This is a genomic window from Rothia sp. CCM 9418 (genome assembly GCF_048512825.1).
Taxonomy (GTDB): domain Bacteria; phylum Actinomycetota; class Actinomycetes; order Actinomycetales; family Micrococcaceae; genus Rothia.
The window spans coordinates 17603-34950 of the sequence record NZ_JBLXXX010000001.1 but is presented as its reverse complement, the minus strand read 5'-3'; the positions used below and the strand labels follow the sequence as shown (position 1 = coordinate 34950).

Genomic DNA, 17348 nt, shown 5'->3' with positions numbered 1-17348 from the left:
AAAGCTCTGATATCACCGATAGTGACGGTGGTGTCAGAGCTTTTTGATATCAAACGTTATAGGGTAGATATCGTGTTGAAATTAGCTTTTACTCCTCGATGGATTGCCAGTTTACTTCTGGTGATTGCCTTGAGTACGGGTTTTGTGATGCTCAGCCACTGGCAACTTTCCTCTGCAACTTGGGGCCAACGCACTGCTGATCCTACTAAAGAAATCGTGCAGCCTTGGGAAAAATTTCTTTCAGCACATGAGCCTTTAACGATTGAGAATTCTGACCATATGGTGCAAGTGACTGGACACTATGTTCCTGATTCTTCTTACCTTGTCGCCGATAAACTGAATGAAGGACGTCAAGGGTTCTGGATAGTGAGCGCTTTTATCCCCGAGAAAACGCATTCAACAGATTCTGAGTCTCGAGCTATTGCTATTGCGAGAGCGTGGAGCGCCAATGACGTTCTTGACGTAGAACCTCAGGGTACGTTAACCGTTATTGGTCGTATCGTATCTAACGACGCCCCTTACTATTCTCGAGATGTTGTACAAAAATACTCTGCTGAGCAGATAGCTTCACACCGTATTATTGGTAGCGCAGCTAGCGCTCAACTGACAAACCTATGGGATAGACCTCTCTACGGTGCGATTATCACAGCCGACGCAGAGATACCGCAGGGGAAACCTCTTCCTCTTGACGCTGATGGAAGGCTACTACCTTCAGCTACAATTTTGGGTCAGAATCAAGACGTCCATGGGGTGAGAGCTTCTCAAGTTACCCATGAAGACGTGAACTGGTTAAACATTTTTTATGCTCTGGAGTGGCTTGTTTTTGCTGGTTTCGCGTTCTTCCTCTGGTGGCGGATGCTTAAAGACTCTTATGAAAAAGCTCAAGACCCTGCTGAATATTTTGAATATGAGGGGCAGTATTGGTTGGATGAAGACTCTGGACGATACTATTACTGGGACCCAGGCGCAGAACAATACTACTTTTTTGATGATATTTCGCAGCAACAGATAACAGAAGAAAGAACGAATAAACATGCATCATAATGATTCGCCACAGCAGAAACCTCAAGAACGTCAAGACGGTAAAAAAGTGGTGCTTACCGGTCAAGGTACTGCTGACGGTAAGGGCGGTTTTACTATTCGCAAAAAATTCGGAGGAACAGAAGCACAAATTCGCTCTTCCCTGAACTTTTATAAATGGTGCGCATGGATTTCTGGTACGTTCCTGCTTTTACTGGTTCTCGAGATGATTACTCGTTATGTTTTCCGCTTTGACCTTGTGATGGGCGCTCAAGACGCACATACCGGTCAGAGTGTCCCTCTGGGCTTATTGAACCTTGAAACAGATAACTTGGTGGGAGGAATTAACATCTCAACATGGATTCTGATTATCCACGGATGGTTCTATGTCGTATATCTTTTCTCCTGTTTCCGCCTATGGCTTTTGATGCGTTGGGCACTACCACAGCTTATTGTGATGGCATTAGGCGGTGTCGTTCCTTTCCTATCATTTATTGTGGAGAGCCGTATTCACCGTGAGACTTTAGCGTTACTGCGGGCAAATCCGCAAGCCACAAAACGCTACTAACACTTCAATACCGGTAGTGATAAATATTCCCTTTGCTCTTGTCCGGATAGATTATTGCCGGTATCTGAGCATTGTGTTTTAGAATGAAGATATATTCTTCGCTTTTTCTGCCTTCTCGGTGAAAAAGTTCCCCATATCAACTGTTAAGGTGACTCGTGACCAACACATCTCATACGGAGCTAGAACAGCGTCCAGTTTTGGTGGTTGACTACGGTGCTCAGTACGCGCAGCTTATTGCTCGTCGTGTTCGTGAAGCCGGTGTTTATTCCGAAATTGTTCCGCATACTATGCCAACCGAGCAGATTCTAGCTAAGAACCCAGCTGCTCTTGTTCTTTCTGGCGGTCCTTCTTCGGTGTATGCAGAAGGCGCTCCTAAGGGCGATATCGCACTCTTCGAATCGGGTGTTCCCATTTTCGGTATTTGCTATGGCTTCCAGGTGATGGCACAGACCCTTGGCGGCACTGTTGCTCAGACCGGTCTTCGCGAATACGGTGCAACTGATGCATCTGTCTGTGCTGAAAACTCCTCCTTCCTCACCGGAACTCCCACAACTCAAAATGTCTGGATGTCCCACGGAGACTCTGTATCACAAGCACCTGAGGGCTTTACCGTACTTGCGCAGACACCTGGCGCTTCTGTGGCGGCGATGGTGGATGAAGACCGTAAACTCGGCGGTGTCCAGTGGCACCCCGAAGTAAAACACTCTGATTATGGTCAGGTTGCGCTTGAGAACTTCCTCTTCAACATTGCAGGACTAAAAAAGACTTGGTCTACCGGCAACATCATCGAAGAGCAAGTAGCGAAGATTCGTGAGCAGGTTGGTAAAGATCGCGTTATTTGCGCTTTATCCGGTGGCGTTGATTCATCCGTGGCTGCGGCGCTTGTCCATAAAGCGGTAGGCGACCAACTGACTTGTTTCTTTATTGATCATGGACTCTTACGACAGGGTGAACGTGAACAAGTCGAAAATGACTATGCTAGCACCATGGGTATTAAGGTCATCACTATCGATGAATCTGAACGCTTCCTCAACGCTCTTGCTGGTGTCAGCGACCCTGAAACGAAGCGTAAAGCCATCGGTCGTGAGTTCATTCGTTCTTTTGAAGCTGCACAGCGTCAACTGATTGAACAAGCACAAGACGACGGTAGCGATATTAAATTCTTGGTACAGGGAACCCTTTACCCCGATGTCGTTGAATCAGGTGGGGGAGAAGGCACCGCAAATATTAAGTCTCACCATAACGTAGGCGGTTTACCTGAAGACATGACCTTTGAACTGGTCGAACCTTTACGTACCCTCTTCAAAGATGAGGTTCGTGCTATCGGTCGTGAGCTGGGTGTTCCCGAAAAGATTGTGGCTCGTCAACCCTTCCCCGGCCCCGGTTTAGGTATCCGTGTTGTTGGTGAAGTAACATACGAGAATTTAGAGATTCTACGTGCGGCAGACGCTATTGCTCGTGAAGAGCTAACAAATGCTGGCCTTGACGATGAAATCTGGCAGTGCCCGGTTGTTCTGCTTGCCGATGTTCGTTCTGTCGGCGTGCAAGGTGACGGCCGTACCTATGGTCACCCCATCGTGCTACGCCCCGTATCCTCCGAAGATGCTATGACCGCCGACTGGTCCCGTCTACCGTATGACGTATTAGCGAAAATCTCGAACCGTATCACCAACGAAGTCTCTGAAGTGAACCGTGTCGTTCTGGACGTTACCTCAAAGCCTCCAGGAACTATTGAATGGGAATAAATACCTAAAAGATGTCCCTTAAACCCCTGACACTATGAGGTTTGAGGGACATCTTGTTTTAACCACAAGATGATGTAGCGCAATTAAAATAAACGCTACGACGGGCTCAAGAAGAGAAAAAACAGATGAAGAACAACGACTTTAAAGACATTATTTTTAATAGAAAATCTATTAAAGTATTTGACGAAAACGTGAAAATACCTCGTGAAGAAATGCTCGAAATGATCGATGAAGCAGTAAAAGCTCCATCCTCAGTTAACCTTCAACCTTGGCGATTCGTTGTTGTCGAAAGCCAAGAAGGTAAAGACCTTTTACGTCCACTAATAAGATTTAACACCCGACAAAACGATACATCCTCAGCGATGATCGTCATTTTCGGTGATATGAAATGCTATGAAAAAGCTGAAGACATTTATTCTCGCGCCGTAGAACAACAACTTATGCCTGAGTCAGTGAAAAATCAGCTGATGGAATTGTTTATGCCCAGATACGAAAATGCACCACAACAGGTCATGAATGATATCGTCAAAATAGACTCTAGCTTGGCGGCAATGCAACTGATGCTTGTGGCGCGAGCTCACGGCTACGATACAAACCCTATCGGTGGTTTTGAAGATGACTTAATTGCAGAAGCCTTAGGTATGGATAAAGAACAGTACGTTCCCGTACTCATCGTAGCAATCGGAAAAGCCGCATATGAGGCTCATCCAAGTATGAGACTAAAAGCAGAAGAAATTACACGTTTTCACTAGAGACTTTCTTCGCCCAAGACATCACTATTAACAGCTTCTTTGACCTCAGAGAAAGATAACCACTGCTTCATAAAATATCGTGGTGTGAAGAAAATTCTTCACACCACGATATTTTTAACGGGTTTAGTATTGCACTACAGGAATATAAAAATGCGTTCCATAGTGAGTGCGTTAATATAACCCAAATATTCGTTTTAAAATTTTCCGCTATAAGGCATTCACGCGATACATCTTCGACTCATAAGGACGTAATGTTTGACGCATATCGTCCTCATAGTTTGAAAGTACTAATTCGCCTTGATCTAGTAGCCCATATTCACGAGTGAGCTGTTGATCGGTAAAATTCGAGATAACAAGCAGCTTAGAACCATCTTGTGCATGACGCTCATAGGCATAAACCTGAGCGTCCTCAACATCAAGAGGAACAAAATCTGCATACACAAGAAGGTCTTTGAGCTCACCGCGGCGCAACTGAATGAGCTTTTGATAATGGTAGAACAAAGAGTGCTGATCTTCGAGCGCGCTAGCAGCGTTAATCTCGCGGTAATTAGGGTTAAGTTTAATCCATGGTTCTACGGCGCTAAAGCCTGCGTTATCGCTTGCATCCCATTGCACGGGGGTTCTCGCGTTATCTCGTCCTTTAGCGTAGATGAGTTCCATACACTCGTCGTGGCTAAGGTTGCCACGTTCTACGACCATATCTTCGTAGAGATTCAACGAATCGAGATCTCGATAGTCGTTAATCTCTTCAAATTGGACGTTTGTCATACCGAACTCTTCCCCCTGGTAGATATAGGGGGTGCCCTGCATACCGTGAAGAGTTGTCGCTAACATTTTGCCTGAGAGCACACGCCATTGTGGTGAATCATCACCGAAGCGAGAAATCAGTCGAGGCTGGTCATGGTTATTCCAGTACAGTGATCCCCAAGCTCGTCCTTGTAATGTGGTCTGCCACGTATTAAGAACTTCTTTAAGGTCAACGAGGTCGTAGGGTTTGATAGACCATTTACCCATACCGGTGGTGGGGTCTGTATCTACACCCATATGCTCAAAATGGAAAATCATGTTGAGCTCTTCAGTATCAAAACCAGCGAATTGTACAGCGTCTTCTGCTGAGGTTTGGGACATCTCTCCGACGGTCATTACATCATAATTCGCTGCGGTTTTGAGATTAAGTTCGTGCATCCACTGATGCACTTTGGTACCGTTTTTGACCACGAACGGGATAGATGAACCATGCTTATCGAAGTCAATATTGGGGTCATCTGGTAGCCCCTCTGGTTTAGAGATGATGTTGATAGCGTCGAGGCGGAAACCGTCGAGCCCTTTATCGAGCCACCAGTTAATCATGGTGTAGATTTCTTCACGAACCTTTTCATTCTCCCAGTTCAAGTCGGGCTGTTTCTTGGAGAAGATGTGTAGATACCATTGATCGGTGTGTTCATCGTATTCCCAAGCGCGCCCCCCAAATTCTGAGCCCCAGTTGTTTGGAGGTAGTGGGTTGCCGTCTTCGTCAATACCTGAAGAGTCACGCCAATAGTAGTAATCACGGTAGGGGTTCTCTCGGCTAGAGCGAGATTGCTTAAACCACTCGTGTTCATCTGATGTGTGGTTGACGACAATATCTAAGAGAATCTTAATACCGAGGCTATGGGCGGTCTCAACGAGAGTATCAAAATCTTCCATGGTGCCAAATTCATCCATAATGCCCTGATAATCGGAGATGTCATACCCCATGTCGTCGTTGGGGGAAGAAAACATCGGGCAAAGCCAGATGACGTTAATTCCTAGTTGTGCAAGGTATGGAAGACGTTGTGTAATACCGGGAAGATCGCCGATACCGTCATGATTAGAGTCTTGGAAAGAACGTGGCCAAATCTGGTATACGACAGCTTCTTTCCACCAAGTACGTGCTGCTGAACTCATGGAGAACTCCTTAAGGATAAGTGGGTGATGGTTGGGGGACTGTGGAACAGGTTGAATGTTAGAGAGCTATCTCTACGAGAACTCCAGAATGATCAGAGATAGCTTCTGGAGTGTTATCGGCAAAGACTACTCGGTGGCGTAGTACTGGAGCGTTCAATCCCTTGGTCAGGATGAAATCAATACGTTTAGCCTCCGTCGAGTTTTCCCATCCTGCAATATTTTTATGAACGGTGTATTTTCCGTCGACATGAGCGGTTTGGGAATAGGTGTCGTGCCAACCGGCTTGAAGTATTTGAGCGTATCCTTCTGCCTGAACATTCGCATCATTATTAAAATCTCCAGCAAGAATGATAGGTGTATTCTGAGCGAAGATATGAAGCTGATGATTCAGTGACGAAAAATCATGCTGGAATAGTTGTTGGCCATCTCGCTCCCACCAATTCATATGTGCACTTGATACCCAGAGGTCTTGGTTTTTAACGTGGATACGTGCTGTTAGCGCGCAACGACGGTACACATTTTTATAGTCGTATTGGGGGTCGCTCATGTGTATGGTGTGTAATTCGATGAAAGGATGCTTGCTCAAGAGCGCTACACCTTCGTCGTAGATTCCCCATCCTTCGTGGGACTCTGCCCAGCTCCAGTAATAGGTTCTTCCGTCTTCTTGGAGGAATTGTGACAGTAAGAGCGCAAAGTTATCAAAGGTGATAGGGCGTTCTGTGAGTGGGCGATATAAATGGTCTGTCTCAACAAAAGGTGCTTTGATGAGCTGGTTGACCTCTTGTAATGCGATAACGTCGATATCTTCTGCCAAGATGAAGTCTGCGAGGACTCGTATCTTGTGGAGTTGATGAAGCTCTAGCCAGCTATGTGTATTAAGCGTCAAAATCTTCAAGAGCTAAAACCTTTGGTGTGTTTGGGTACGGTCTTATGAAAAATCCTAAAAGTACTTTTGACGAAAAGCGATAGTTTTTATAACTCAGCGAGAGGAACTTTTTCCATCTCATGGAATTTCTTTCCAGTTTCTGAAAAACGTACCAGAAGTGCTTCTTCTCTCAAAGAAGTATGTTTTTAGCGTACTAATACACATATAGTGTGGTGTAAAACAAACACATCCATTACATATACATTCAATTACGGTGAAAGGGATTCTCTAATGATGGAGAAAATCCAGAGGTTCGGCTCGGCAATGCTTGCCCCCGTCCTCCTCTTTGCTTTTGCTGGTCTTGTCGTTGGCATCGCAATTATCTGCAAGAACGAGCAACTTCTTGGCTCAATCGCTGCTGAAGGCACTGGCTGGTACAACTTCTGGTCTGTATGGGAGTCTGGCGCATGGACTGTCTTCAACCAGATGGAACTACTCTTCGTCTTGGGTCTGCCCATCGCATTAGCAAAGACCGCTAATGCTCGTGCAGTACTTGAAGCTGCGATGGTATACCTGACCTTCAATTACTTCATCGCAACAATTCTTTCTATTTGGGGCCCTGCCTTCAACGTTGATTATGATGTTGATCTTTCCCAAGGTGCAGCTGGCACTGGCTTGAAGATGATTGCCGGTATTAAGACTCTCGATACTGGTATCTTCGGCGCTATTATCATTTCTGCTATTGTCGTGTGGCTTCACAACCGTTATTTCGACACTAAGCTCCCCGACTTCCTCGGTATTTTCCAAGGAACACAATGGGTATATGCTCTTGGCTTCTTCTTGATGATGCCGGTAGCCTTAGTGTTCTGCCTTGTCTGGCCTTCCGTTCAGCATGCAATTGGTTCTATGCAAGGGTTCTTCCTGAGCACCGGCGTCTTTGGTGTTTGGCTGTACACCTTCCTTGAGCGTATTTTGATTCCTACGGGCTTGCACCATTTCATTTATACCCCCTTTATTTTTGGCCCAGCAGTGGTTCCTGACGGAATTATCAAGCACTGGGTAGCACACCTTAACGAGTACTCCCAGTCTTCTGCACCGTTGAATGAACTTTTCCCCGGTGGCGGATTTGCACTTCACGGTAACTCGAAAGTCTTTGCTCCTATCGGTATTGCTGCCGCATTCTACGTCACAGCACGTAAAGAGAAGAGAAAAGAACTCATGACGCTATTGGTTCCTGTCTGCCTCACCGCGATGCTGATCGGCATTACAGAGCCTCTAGAATTTACCTTCTTGTTCCTTGCTCCTCCTCTGTTCTTGGTACACGCAATTCTTGCGGCGACCATGTCTGCAACCATGTACTTCTTCGGACTATCCGGCAACATGGGCGGCGGCTTAATCGACTTCGTCTTCCAAAACTGGGTTCCCTTGTGGGCAAATCACTGGCCAACCTATGTTGCTCAAATCGTGATTGGTCTGTGCTTCACTGCGTTGTACTTCTTCATCTTCCGTTTCTTGATTATCAAATTCAATTTCAAGACTCCTGGCCGTGAAGAAGACGGAAAAGAAGCTAAGTTGTACTCTAAAGCTGAGTACCGCCAAGCGAAGAAAGAAGGAACTCTTAAAGCTTCTGCTGAAGAATCAACGGTAGCTGTTACTACTGATTCTTATACTCAGCGTGCAACAGACTTCTTAGCACTCTTAGGCGGGGCTTCAAACATCACTTCCGTCAACAACTGTGCTACGCGTCTGCGCGTTTCGGTAGAGAATCCAGAACTTGTAGGTTCTGAAGCAGATTTCAAATCTGCTGGTGCCCTTGGCCTTGTCAATAAGGGTAAAGCCTTACAGGTTATTGTTGGAATGGATGTCCCACAGGTTCGAGACCGTTTCGAGACCATGGTGAACGAACCATCATAAAGAGAACACGTCATATGACATTCTCTTGAGATGAGGAAGGCTCCTGAACCGAATACGCATGTATTATCTAGAGATAGGTACATCATCTTTCGGCTCAGGAGCCTTCGTGGATCTTCAGACAATAGTTAACGCGCATCAGCATCACCTCAGCAATACTGAACGTGAAATTCTTGCCTTCATGTTAACGCATGAAGAATTTGTTGCAGAGTCGACTATTAACTCTTTAGCGCATCGTACGTATACGTCTACTTCGAGTATTATTCGGCTGACTAAAAAGCTGAACTTCTCAGGTTTTACAGAGCTAAAGTATTTCATCAAAAACTCGCTGAATACGGCCTCTGAACGTCCCGTAGACTTTGTGAGCTCCGGCGTTGAAGACATCATGAAGACTCTTGAAACACTTCAAAACACTGATTTAGAAGAGATCTTGAACCATATTCATCGTGCCCGTACCGTGTATTGTTTTGGTACCGGATACGCTCAACGAAACGCTATTCAAGAGTTTTCTAAATCTTTATTAGTATGCGGAAAATTTGCGCATGTTATTCCTGCTAAAAATGAATTTGCTGGAAGTATTTCGAGTATGACCACCGACGACCTCGTCATCGTGGTATCGCTCTCTGGTAATACGGAATCTGTACAAGAAACAATCAAGGCTCTTTCCTCACGCAAGATTCCAATGCTTGCAATTACAGCTCAAAGTCTGAACTACATTTCATCTCATGCAACCTATTCTTTACGTTATGAAGCAACTCCCACTCATGTTGGTGACCATAGCAAACACCCCTATCATTCTTTTGTTGCGTTGAGCGTTCTACTAGACTATATCGTTCGGCAATACATGAATTTCTTAGACACCGAGGACCAATAGTGAATAGTATTCTGTACCGGCTTAACGACCCAGACTCCACCAAAAAATACCTATTTTGGTATTGGATTATTTCTCCACTGTGCTATTTTCTATACACCTTTTTACTTAGCTCCCAAACGCAGCTACCTCTTGAAGAAGTCCTTAACGCACCTCTAATTGCACTAACTTTTCTCATTGCTTGTATGACCATTCTTTTAGCGGGAATGTTAAACCTCATCAAAGATGAGGGCGACTACGTTGAACGTAATTTTGGGATTTTCGCTATGGTTCAGCAACTTCTTGTGGGAAACCTCTTAGGCGTTCTCCTCGCCTTTTTCTTTACCCGCTCTCGTTGGGGTGCTCTTCCTGCAGCATGTTCTACACCTCAACGATGGATTCTTTGGGCAGGCATGGCATTGATTTCTGTTTTGACAGTTTTGGTGATGATTTCTTATTGGAACTTGTCGATGGCTTAACTCCTGAGGGCCTTGACCCGTATGATGGATAACTAGAGTAAAACCGCACCCTAAACAGTATCGAAAGAGCTTTCATTCGTGAACGAACAATCAGCTACCCCTCAGCCGGCTCAATCTTGGGAATCTGCCGGTAGTAGCGCCGTAGGAACCTCTGCACCCTCAGTGAGTGAACAACTTGAGAACGTCGTAGAGATTCTCGACTATGAAAAAGGGTTAGAAACGTGGAACCGCCAAATGGACCTTTACACCGGTCCAGATGCACTCCTTGACTTTAACCAGATTGATTATGTCCATATTGATATCACTGACGCAAACCCTTCAGGGCTGGCTCAGCTGATGATGGGACGTAAAACACGGCTTTCTACTATTATTCGCGATAAAAGTAAACGTGAATCGGCTATGCGTGCAGCTCAAGCTCTACGCAGTAAAATCTTTGAATTAGAAAACCAGCATGGTCTTTCTGCAGGGTATTTTGCTGCAGGTACTGCTTCATGGCTTTCCCGAGATGTTCACCATGGGCAAGGGGCCCCTGAAAAACGTTTTATTGCACCGGTTCTTTTGACACCCATTGTTATCACTCCTCATCCAACAAGCGAAGACTTTGAAATTCGTTTATCGGGAACTGCAAAATTGAACCCTGCTATGGTGCGTCAAATTTATAAAGAGTACAGCATTGATCTTGGCTCTATGGATGTTGCGCAATTAGCAAACTCTATGTCAAAACTTGACCCAGAACCTGTGATTGACCGGATGCGTACAAGCACCGGTCACGTACCAGGAATGTTAATTGAGTCAAAATACCTGATTTCTACGTTTGCTGATATTAAAGAAAATGCGGCTGAACTTCCAGAAAATTCCTTTACTCCTCTCGTCCGCAAACTTGCAAAACTTGCATTAGAACCTGAAGACACTACTCACCCAGAAGTTTTTGTTAATAACGCGGCAGCCCCTGTCGATCAAAGAGCCCCTCATAGCGAAATGTTGGCCTTTGACGCTGATGCTTCAGCTCAAGAAATCATTGACCTAGCACGTTCTGGGCACTCTTTGGTCGTAACAGCACCATCTGGTACCGAGCCGCTACAAATGGCAACTAATATCGCTACGACCCTCATTCACGATGGAAAATCTGTATTAGTGGTAGGGGAGCGTAGCTCAACCGTTGAAAATTTTGCCTCACTTCTGAAAAATATTGGCCTTGACCAATTCACTTTTGACCTTTTGAAGGAACATTCCTCAGAAGAGTTGAGAGAACTTCTAGTGCAAGCCATTATTCGTAATGAAAATGCAGCCTGCCCAAACATGAGCGACGTGTATGAGCGGTTAGTTTCATCTCGAGATCAGCTTATCTCTCATACAAACTCTCTCAAATTTACGGAATCGCGTTGGGGATGTTCAGTATATGATGCTTTACAGACTCTTGCTGCTTTAACGGCTCAAGACCCCGCCCCTACGACGACAGTTCGTTTTAACCGTCACGTCATGGACGCGCTTTCACACCGCGCTAAAATCACTGAGAAAATAGAACGTTTTGCCCAGTTACGTGCATTCCGTCCTTCTACATTGCTGTCTTCATGGCATCGGGCGAAACTTTACGACCAAGAAGAATGTAAAGCGGTACACCGCCTCGTACAATCTTTGATAACTTCCTTGCAATCAATGCACGCAAAGATGAGCCAGCTCAGTGAGCAAACTGGTCTCCGCATGGGCCAAAGCTACTACGAATGGGAAGCACAACTTCAGCTCCTTGAACGTATTCGACAGACTCTCACAAAATTCCGTGTAGACGTTTACGACCGACCCGTAACTGATCTTATTGCTGCCACCGCAAGTAGCGCGTGGCGTCGTGAACACGGTATAGAAATGAGCAGTATTCAGCGCTCTCGGCTTCGTAAAGCAGCGAAAGAATATATTCTTCCGGGTGTTCACATCAATGACCTACATGAGAACCTTCTCATTGTTCAGCAGGAAAGAGAAGAATGGATTGCACGCGCCGCTTCTCCACGCGAGCCACAAATTCCTGCAAACCTGACCCGTTTACAAGAACAACTCGCCGATCTCGCTCATGAATTTTCAGGTCTTGCGATTGTTCTAGAAGATCACCCTGACGGAAATGACTTTTTGAACACCCCATATAGTGTTCTCTTAGAACGGCTTAACCTGCTCAACGCGGATGAAGAGCTACTGTACACCCTGCCTGAGCGAGAAGAAATTCGTCGTGAACTTTACGAACTCGGCCTAGAAGAATTTTTGGCGGACCTTCTCAAACGTCAAGTTTCTGCAGAACATGTCAGCGCTGAACTTGAGCTTGCATGGTGGCAAAGTGCCCTTGAAAAGATGCTAGCCAGTGACGAGATTGAAATCCTTGATGGTGATAGCTTAAGAGCTCTTGAACAAGAATTTCGTGCCGCTGACCAAGCTCATATCGCAGCAACTCCAGCACGATTAGGTGCTTCTATCCGAGACACTTGGAATAACCGTATTGCTGCAGATGCTGAGGCTGCTGCCTATTTGAAGAGTCAGCTTCGAGGACATCACTTCGACTTTGACGCAGTTCTTAAACATTCTGGTGCGCTGGTACATGCTCTGTACCCATTATGGACCTCGAGCCCATTTGCGCTAACTCGTAGATTAGCTAATACGGTGCGTTTTGATGCGGTGATTCTTCTTGACGCGGAATCTACTCCGTTAGCAGCAAACCTTCCTGCAATCATTCGAACAGAACAGGTTATTGCTATTGGAGATCCCCATAGTGGTTTCCCAGCACCGTTCATGGTGTCCGCCGTGGCAAAAAACGCTCCCTTAGAGAAAAACCCTAAAATTGAGAGCACCTATAGCGCGCTTTCAAAGATTCTTCCGGCACGAACGTTAGCGCTTCTTTCTGAACGTACTGTAGACCCTGCAGTATTTAGATATCTGAACGAGAATTTTTATTCTGGTGTACTGAACTTCTACCCTTGGGGTGAAGAAATATCCGAGGATATTCCTGCTTTTATCGCCGAGTATATTGACGCTACCGGAAAAATTAGTGACAATTCCAACCTTGATTCGCCTGCCATTGAGGTTGATAGCGTCGCTAAACGGGTTCTTGAACACGCGTATAAAAACCCTAACCAGTCCTTGGCTGTAGTAACAGCCAGCACTCGTCATGCGCGTCGTATTGCAGAAGCGGTACGCTCTTTGTTAGCGCAGTATCCTCAGATGCTACCTTTCTTCAATAACGCCCAACATGGGGAACCTTTCCGTGTCGTAGATTTATCAAGAGCCTCAGGGCTTGAACGCGACGTTGTCATTTTCTCTCTCGGTACAGGTAAAGGTCATAACGGAGTTGTGAACCATAAACTTGGCCAACTCTCTGAAACTCATGGACGTGAATATTTCGTGCTGGGGATGACCCGTGCACGCCACTTGACACGCTTAATGTCGTGTGTATCTATCGAAGATCTCGACCCTTCATTACTTGAATACGGAGCATTAGACCTTTACAAGATGCTCAAAGAGCACGAAAACTGGCAGAAGATTCGTCATGAAGAGCAGACTGCGACGATTACCGATAGAATCCCTCAGAATGAGTTTCTCCGCAATGCCGATATTGAGGCGATTGATATGGGGGACTGGCTATTGAACGATATGGTGCGCCGTTTAGGAAACAGTGGTGTGCATCTACGCGAGCACGGAACGCAGGGAATCTCTTTGGTAGCGTATTCTGAGCATGAGTCGTTGATGGCAGGTTCTACGCCTAGCCCTCGTCGTCGTAAGAGTGGAAATTCTCAAGATCCTGTTGCTTTAAACTTCCCTCTTGCTGCTTGTTCTGATGGCTCTGAAGAGTTCGCTCGCATGAGTGTTCGCGAAAGAACGCGTCTTTTGCCAGGCCGTTTAGCTCGTACTGGCTGGAACTATATGACGTTATGGACTATTGAAGTCTTTTCAAAGCCCTATGCGGTTGCGGAACGAATGTTCCGGTATCTTGGTGTGGAAAGCGAATAAGTTTCATGTCAGAGCAGTATTCTTCTACTCCTAAAAAGCGGAGAGGACATCGCCGCGTAGTCTCTGGTGATTCTTCTTGGGGTAAAGAACCCAAAATTATAGGTGTTCTTAGCTCGGACGAGGAAGCTCGAAAAATCTCTTCTGAAGAAGATTCTCGAGCTCAGTGGCTGAAAGAGCAACGTCCTCCTCACCACGATTTTAGGTCGTCTATCTAAGATGTGGGGAGGGACAACACGATGTTAATGTTGTCCCTCCTCACATCTTATTTTAGGAGCTGCTTTTATCGTTGCTGTAGAAGCCTGAACCTTTGAAGACAACTCCGACTGTTCCATATTTTTTGCGTAGCTGGTCAGCATTGCATTGAGGGCAGGTCGTGAGCGGTTTGTCTGTGAACGACTGGTGTTCTTCAAAAAGATACTCGCAGTTTTTGCACTGGTATTGATAAACCGGCATGTAATTCTCCTCCGATGAGTCTATGTGTCGTGGAATATTCTACTGTACGGATAATTCGCGGACACCATTTTCGGTAAGTACGTGAAGAAGCTTCGCATCCCATGGCTCTGCGGGGACGGAGGGGAGTAACTCCCAGGAATAAGTAATTCCATAGTTCTTATCAGGGGCTGGGTCGTCTGCTAGAAGCCTGTCATAGTATCCTCCGCCTTGACCGAGACGACGCCCATCTGCCCCTATAGCTAGTGCAGGGATGAGTCGTAGCTGTGCATTGTAGAAAGCCTGTGATGTTTGGTAGGGGGCTGCTGGCTCTGAGATGCCCAAAGAATTAGTGTGTAGGGTGCTTTGGGTTGTCCACGGCGCCCATAGGAGAGCTTTCTGCGGTGTTGTTATCGGGACAATAATAGTGTACCCGCGGTTATTTAGGGTTTTTAAACCTTGAAGTATAGGTGGTTCTGTAGGTAAAGGTAAAAAAGCTGCAATGATTGATTTTTGTGGTAAGGCCAAACTCTCTACGAGTTTATTGAGCTGGATATCTAATGCGTTTTGCGCGTCTTTTCGTGAGGAAAAAATACGACGTTGCTCTCTGATATTTGACCGGAGTGCTGCTTTATACGCAGTTAAGTGCTGGTGTTGAAAAGACATATCGATGTTGTAAAAAGAACAAGTGACAGAACATATCATCTCATGATTCAAGATATTCTTGTCCTCCTTGTTAGGTGCATGTGATGAAATAGTTTTATATGTTTTGTCGCCATTTTTTCTCTCGTCATTTTCTGCAAGAGGGGAAGGTCTTAGAGTATTGTTGTATTTATGACTGACCCGAAAAAAACTATCACAAAGGCAGTAATACCTGCAGCCGGTCTAGGCACTCGCTTCCTTCCCGCAACTAAAGCAACTCCTAAGGAGATGCTTCCTGTAGTAGACCGTCCTGCAATTCAATATGTTGTTGAAGAAGCTGTTAAAGCTGGACTCAACGATGTTTTGATGATTACAGGACGTAACAAACGAGCTTTAGAAGACCATTTTGATCGTGTTCCTACTCTTGAAGCTCAGCTCGCTGAACAAGGTAAAGACAGCTTGCTAAAAACTGTTCTTGATTCTAATGATCTCGGTGAGCTACATTATGTTCGCCAAGGAGATCCGAAAGGTCTAGGCCACGCAGTGTTGCGTGCTAAAGTCCATGTGGGAGATGAACCGTTTGCGGTACTCCTTGGTGATGACCTCATCGACGAAAAAGAAGACTTGCTTTCTGAAATGGTTCGAGTGCAACAGAAGACTGGGGGATCTGTTGTTGCGCTGATGGAGGTTCCACGCGAACAGATTTCTGCTTATGGTGCTGCTGCTATTGAGCACGTAGAAGGTGAAGATTTCTTCAAAGTTTCTGAGCTTGTTGAGAAACCTTCCGCCGAAGATGCACCCTCAAACTATGCTGTCATTGGTCGGTATGTTCTAAGCCCTAAGGTCTTTGAAGTTCTTGAGAACACTGCTCCCGGCCGTGGCAACGAAATTCAGCTTACTGATGCTCTGCAAACTCTTGCTGCAGATGAGTCTGAGGGCGTGTATGGTGTCGTTTTCAAAGGCCGTCGTTTCGATACTGGCGATAAGCTTAGCTACCTTAAAGCGAATGTTATTCTTGCCTCTGAACGTGAAGATCTCGGAGCAGATCTTCTTGAATGGCTGAAAGAGTTCGTTAAAAATCAATAAAAATACATTTTAGTGCTGTTGGGGGACGTGTAATACACGTCCCCCAACAGCTATATGACGTATCCTTAGTATCTACATGTAAAAGTTTTAGAGCCGTCATCTAGTGTGCAAAACACACGATAACTGGCCTGTTGAGGTGAAGTAATGGAGCTTAGTGGTTTAGGCGCAACCAGCGCCTTAGTCATTCTTGCAGTACTGCTTATTTTTGCGGTGCCTCGTATGCTAAACAGAAAAGCTCTGACAACGATAATCTCTGCAGAACGTTATGCGCACGATGTATGTCTTGAAGAACAACTACCAGAATCCTCTAAAACTGCAGCTCCTACACCGCGACATTCATCGCCTTACACACCAACGTATACTCTGCGCTATGGGCGTATCATCATTTTCATGATGGCTTTAGCTTTTTTCCTTTTCTCAGTAGGGGAAGCGATTTTCGCTCTCATGGGAGCAAAAACATGGCCTATTGCAGGAATATCATTCCTTGGAGCCTTCAGCTGTATCTCAACGTTGAGATTCTTGGCGCTACGAGATGCTAAAAAACGCAGAAAACAGCAGCTCTCATCTTCTTCCATGAATGCCTCTTCAATCATTTTGAAGAAGAAAAATCCTCCTGTTTCTTCTCCTGTAGAACGTCGTTCTGCTACATCAGAAGGAGCAACTTCCTCACCATCATCGCGAAGAACAAAGCCTGTACCTCGTCAAAATCAGAAACCCAGCGTATATGCCGCAAAATCTTTACGTTACCTACGTACTCACGACACCTCGAAACGCCCTCAGCTAGAGGGGACTGCACGCGGGGCTTTTACTGATAAAGAGAAACTCGACCCACCTTTCGAATCGGCAGTTTCTTCGTGGGAACCAACACCAACACCTATTCCTACGTATCTGAAAGTTCCAGTTGTTGAACGACAACAACCTGAACCGCTCAAGAAACCTTCGTATCCTAGGAGCCAAACTCAAACTTTGATACAAGCTCAACGACTACGAGGCGCCACAGAGACTTTAGACGAGATTCTTAAACGACGTAGAGCCTAATATTTTGAGACAACACCCGCTATCATTTTGATAGTGGGTGTTGTCCGTTATCT

Annotated in this window: 15 protein-coding genes; 11 read left to right on the top strand and 4 right to left on the bottom strand. The window is 45.6% G+C overall.

The window, feature by feature from the left end:
• The first annotated feature begins 72 nt into the window (after positions 1 to 72).
• The 4 genes from ACN083_RS00165 (at position 73) to ACN083_RS00150 (ending at position 4085) form a co-directional block, all read left to right on the top strand.
• Complete coding sequence (locus ACN083_RS00165) at positions 73 to 1044, top strand: SURF1 family protein (RefSeq protein WP_419100816.1); 972 nt, start codon at positions 73 to 75, stop codon at positions 1042 to 1044.
• Positions 1034 to 1588, top strand: a complete 555-nt coding sequence (locus tag ACN083_RS00160) for a DUF3817 domain-containing protein (RefSeq protein ID WP_419100815.1) — start codon at positions 1034 to 1036, stop codon at positions 1586 to 1588. The genes ACN083_RS00165 and ACN083_RS00160 overlap by 11 nt, the downstream gene beginning before the upstream one ends.
• 155 nt (positions 1589 to 1743) lie before the next feature.
• On the top strand, positions 1744 to 3333 hold the full coding sequence (guaA, locus tag ACN083_RS00155; protein WP_419100814.1) for a glutamine-hydrolyzing GMP synthase: 1590 nt from the start codon (positions 1744 to 1746) through the stop codon (positions 3331 to 3333).
• A 125-nt stretch (positions 3334 to 3458) separates the two neighbouring features.
• Positions 3459 to 4085, top strand: a complete 627-nt coding sequence (locus ACN083_RS00150) for a nitroreductase family protein (protein ID WP_419100813.1) — start codon at positions 3459 to 3461, stop codon at positions 4083 to 4085.
• Between the two features lie 207 nt (positions 4086 to 4292).
• Here the strand turns inward: ACN083_RS00150 and ACN083_RS00145 are convergent, their stop codons facing one another.
• Positions 4293 to 6011, bottom strand: coding sequence for an alpha-glucosidase (locus tag ACN083_RS00145; protein ID WP_419100812.1), 1719 nt, complete (start codon positions 6009 to 6011; stop codon positions 4293 to 4295).
• 58 nt (positions 6012 to 6069) lie between these two features.
• Positions 6070 to 6897, bottom strand: a complete 828-nt coding sequence (locus ACN083_RS00140) for an endonuclease/exonuclease/phosphatase family protein (protein ID WP_419100811.1) — start codon at positions 6895 to 6897, stop codon at positions 6070 to 6072.
• Positions 6898 to 7167: 270 nt separating this feature from the next.
• On the opposite strand from ACN083_RS00140, the gene ACN083_RS00135 reads away from it, so the two are divergent.
• From ACN083_RS00135 to ACN083_RS00115, 5 genes are all read left to right on the top strand, one after another.
• On the top strand, positions 7168 to 8790 hold the full coding sequence (locus ACN083_RS00135) for an alpha-glucoside-specific PTS transporter subunit IIBC (RefSeq protein ID WP_419100810.1): 1623 nt from the start codon (positions 7168 to 7170) through the stop codon (positions 8788 to 8790).
• A 106-nt stretch (positions 8791 to 8896) separates the two neighbouring features.
• Positions 8897 to 9661, top strand: coding sequence for a MurR/RpiR family transcriptional regulator (locus ACN083_RS00130; protein WP_419100809.1), 765 nt, complete (start codon positions 8897 to 8899; stop codon positions 9659 to 9661).
• Positions 9661 to 10116 carry a hypothetical protein gene (locus ACN083_RS00125; RefSeq protein WP_419100808.1) on the top strand — a complete coding sequence of 152 codons (456 nt, stop codon included), beginning with the start codon at positions 9661 to 9663 and terminating at the stop codon, positions 10114 to 10116. Before ACN083_RS00130 ends, ACN083_RS00125 begins: the two co-directional genes overlap by 1 nt.
• Positions 10117 to 10194: 78 nt before the next feature.
• On the top strand, positions 10195 to 14100 hold the full coding sequence (locus ACN083_RS00120; RefSeq protein WP_419100807.1) for a DNA helicase: 3906 nt from the start codon (positions 10195 to 10197) through the stop codon (positions 14098 to 14100).
• Positions 14101 to 14105: 5 nt separating this feature from the next.
• Positions 14106 to 14315, top strand: coding sequence for a hypothetical protein (locus ACN083_RS00115; protein WP_419100806.1), 210 nt, complete (start codon positions 14106 to 14108; stop codon positions 14313 to 14315).
• Positions 14316 to 14367: 52 nt separating this feature from the next.
• Here the strand turns inward: ACN083_RS00115 and ACN083_RS00110 are convergent, their stop codons facing one another.
• Positions 14368 to 14553 (bottom strand): FmdB family zinc ribbon protein, encoded by a 186-nt coding sequence (locus tag ACN083_RS00110; protein ID WP_419100805.1) that lies wholly within the window; start codon positions 14551 to 14553, stop codon positions 14368 to 14370.
• Positions 14554 to 14592: 39 nt separating this feature from the next.
• Positions 14593 to 15195, bottom strand: coding sequence for a 5-formyltetrahydrofolate cyclo-ligase (locus tag ACN083_RS00105; RefSeq protein ID WP_419100804.1), 603 nt, complete (start codon positions 15193 to 15195; stop codon positions 14593 to 14595).
• A 168-nt stretch (positions 15196 to 15363) separates the two neighbouring features.
• On the opposite strand from ACN083_RS00105, the gene galU reads away from it, so the two are divergent.
• Positions 15364 to 16257 (top strand): UTP--glucose-1-phosphate uridylyltransferase GalU, encoded by an 894-nt coding sequence (galU, locus tag ACN083_RS00100; protein ID WP_419100803.1) that lies wholly within the window; start codon positions 15364 to 15366, stop codon positions 16255 to 16257.
• A gap of 144 nt (positions 16258 to 16401) precedes the next feature.
• Positions 16402 to 17295 carry a hypothetical protein gene (locus ACN083_RS00095; protein ID WP_419100802.1) on the top strand — a complete coding sequence of 298 codons (894 nt, stop codon included), beginning with the start codon at positions 16402 to 16404 and terminating at the stop codon, positions 17293 to 17295.
• Positions 17296 to 17348 lie beyond the last annotated feature (53 nt).

What these genes read in the sequence shown, in the direction of transcription:
- ACN083_RS00160 (WP_419100815.1), top strand. Translation starts at nt 1,034, where the DNA reads ATGCATCATAATGATTCGCCACAGCAGAAACCTCAAGAACGTCAAGAC.
- ACN083_RS00150 (WP_419100813.1), top strand. Translation starts at nt 3,459, where the DNA reads ATGAAGAACAACGACTTTAAAGACATTATTTTTAATAGAAAATCTATT.
- ACN083_RS00145 (WP_419100812.1), bottom strand. Translation starts at nt 6,011, where the DNA reads ATGAGTTCAGCAGCACGTACTTGGTGGAAAGAAGCTGTCGTATACCAG.
- ACN083_RS00135 (WP_419100810.1), top strand. Translation starts at nt 7,168, where the DNA reads ATGATGGAGAAAATCCAGAGGTTCGGCTCGGCAATGCTTGCCCCCGTC.
- ACN083_RS00115 (WP_419100806.1), top strand. Translation starts at nt 14,106, where the DNA reads ATGTCAGAGCAGTATTCTTCTACTCCTAAAAAGCGGAGAGGACATCGC.
- ACN083_RS00110 (WP_419100805.1), bottom strand. Translation starts at nt 14,553, where the DNA reads ATGCCGGTTTATCAATACCAGTGCAAAAACTGCGAGTATCTTTTTGAA.
- ACN083_RS00105 (WP_419100804.1), bottom strand. Translation starts at nt 15,195, where the DNA reads ATGTCTTTTCAACACCAGCACTTAACTGCGTATAAAGCAGCACTCCGG.
- galU (WP_419100803.1), top strand. Translation starts at nt 15,364, where the DNA reads ATGACTGACCCGAAAAAAACTATCACAAAGGCAGTAATACCTGCAGCC.
- ACN083_RS00095 (WP_419100802.1), top strand. Translation starts at nt 16,402, where the DNA reads ATGGAGCTTAGTGGTTTAGGCGCAACCAGCGCCTTAGTCATTCTTGCA.